This window comes from Chroococcidiopsis cubana SAG 39.79, assembly GCF_003991895.1.
GTDB classification, from domain to species: Bacteria; Cyanobacteriota; Cyanobacteriia; order Cyanobacteriales; family Chroococcidiopsidaceae; genus Chroococcidiopsis; species Chroococcidiopsis thermalis.
This window is the reverse complement of sequence record NZ_RSCK01000244.1, coordinates 1-1,425: the sequence shown is the minus strand read 5'-3', so window position 1 is coordinate 1,425 and position 1,425 is coordinate 1. Positions and strand designations below refer to the sequence as shown.

The following is a 1,425-nucleotide window of genomic DNA, read 5'->3' as shown; positions in this document are numbered from 1 at the left end:
TAACCGTTTCAATCTCAATGCTGCTCTAAAATCATAACTTAGTCCTTTAAAAGTTGCTTAAGTTATTTTTACAAGCTGCCGAAGCTCAGCAAGAGTTTGCCAAAGTCGGATTTCGACCTGTAGACGAGACAGTAGCTCAAACCAAGGAAAATACTGACAAATATCCCAAAGTGCAAAATCTCGGCTCGGTAAAAGACTTTGGGGGATGGAACGCAGTCCAAGCTAAATTCTTTGAGGATGGGGCAGTTTTCGACCAAATTCAAGCCAAAATCAAACGGTAATTTGTCATTAGTCATTGGTCATTGGTCATTTATTTAATCAGGTGAGAGGCGATCTTGCATCTTGGAAAAGTTTTGACTTTTGACTTTTGGCTTTTAACTTTTGACCTTATACTCCATAAAAATTCTCTCCTCTATTTGTGCTTGAACGCTAAAACCTTCACGCTCATAAAGCCTACGTGCTGGATTTACAGCTAAAACTCTTAGCCGTAAGGGAGCATTAAGTGCTTTTGCCTGGGCAATTAGCTGACGAATGAGAAATGTGCCGATGCCGCGACGCTGGAAATCGGGAAGCAAATACAGTTTTGTTAATGGGACTTTGAAAGTTTTTAGCTCTAAAAGAGGCTGAAATCCATGCATGGCAAGGACAATACATCGATAAGGTAAAACTGGCTGAAACTTAAGCATGGTAAGGAAACATTACCAATCGATGTAAAACTAGCTCTGGCTCTGCTTTTGAAGCTATTCTATTACCAGTTTTCTTCAAAGTCCCATTAATTGCAAGTGGCTGGAATGACGCTCTACCGCCAAACATCCCACGTCTCGACCGTCAAGCTGAATAATCTGATGCGTTGACAAATCAATTGAATTGTATGTCCGCACGCGCTGCTCGTCATCAACCCAACTTCCCCAAGTTTGCTCGACGTAGGTTTGCATTGCCGCTTTTGTTACCTGATGGATGAACTCAAAGTCAACGTTTGAGGTGGGGCGAAGACCGATTTGCATAGATTGTAGATATTTCCTGACAAACCCATGAATATATCTATATATTAAATACGATATTTTGATAGATAAATCGTAGATATGGGGAGGTATTTTGTGGCAAGCTCCTAACTAGCAGATTTAAATACGGTATGTCGCTAAAGTTAGCGTAACTTAAATAATTCAAAAAAGGAAAATCTCTATGAGACTGAGATTGATGGGAACATTGAGGAAGCTTAAGTTCCTCAACTCAAAAATTGTCTTTGTTGCCATATTACTTGCTTGCTTAATTGCAATGCCTCTATTGCCAACGATCGCATCTAGTCCTAGTTTGCGTATCCAATTTGTCTCGCCAGCCTGGGTTAGTACTAATACTACAGTTGTAGATAGCTGAGCGATTGGGAAAGGCGACGTTTGTAATGATAAAACTTAGCAATCGCTTGAT

2 protein-coding genes and 1 pseudogene are annotated in these 1,425 nt (G+C 40.3%); 1 reads left to right on the top strand and 2 read right to left on the bottom strand.

The features are described from left to right. Positions 1-65 precede the first annotated feature (65 nt). A pseudogene (locus DSM107010_RS37690) lies at positions 66-281 on the top strand (sulfate ABC transporter substrate-binding protein); the annotation flags it as partial. Positions 282-374: 93 nt separating this feature from the next. On the opposite strand, the gene DSM107010_RS37685 reads toward DSM107010_RS37690, so the two are convergent. Continuing rightward, entirely contained in the window at positions 375-686 is a 312-nt protein-coding gene (locus DSM107010_RS37685; protein ID WP_127025417.1) for a GNAT family N-acetyltransferase, read from the bottom strand. A gap of 75 nt (positions 687-761) precedes the next feature. Further along, entirely contained in the window at positions 762-1,004 is a 243-nt protein-coding gene (locus DSM107010_RS37680; protein ID WP_199756063.1) for a hypothetical protein, read from the bottom strand. Between the last annotated feature and the right edge of the window lie 421 nt (positions 1,005-1,425).

What these genes read in the sequence shown, in the direction of transcription:
- DSM107010_RS37685 (WP_127025417.1), bottom strand. Translation starts at nt 686, where the DNA reads ATGCTTAAGTTTCAGCCAGTTTTACCTTATCGATGTATTGTCCTTGCC.
- DSM107010_RS37680 (WP_199756063.1), bottom strand. Translation starts at nt 1,004, where the DNA reads ATGCAAATCGGTCTTCGCCCCACCTCAAACGTTGACTTTGAGTTCATC.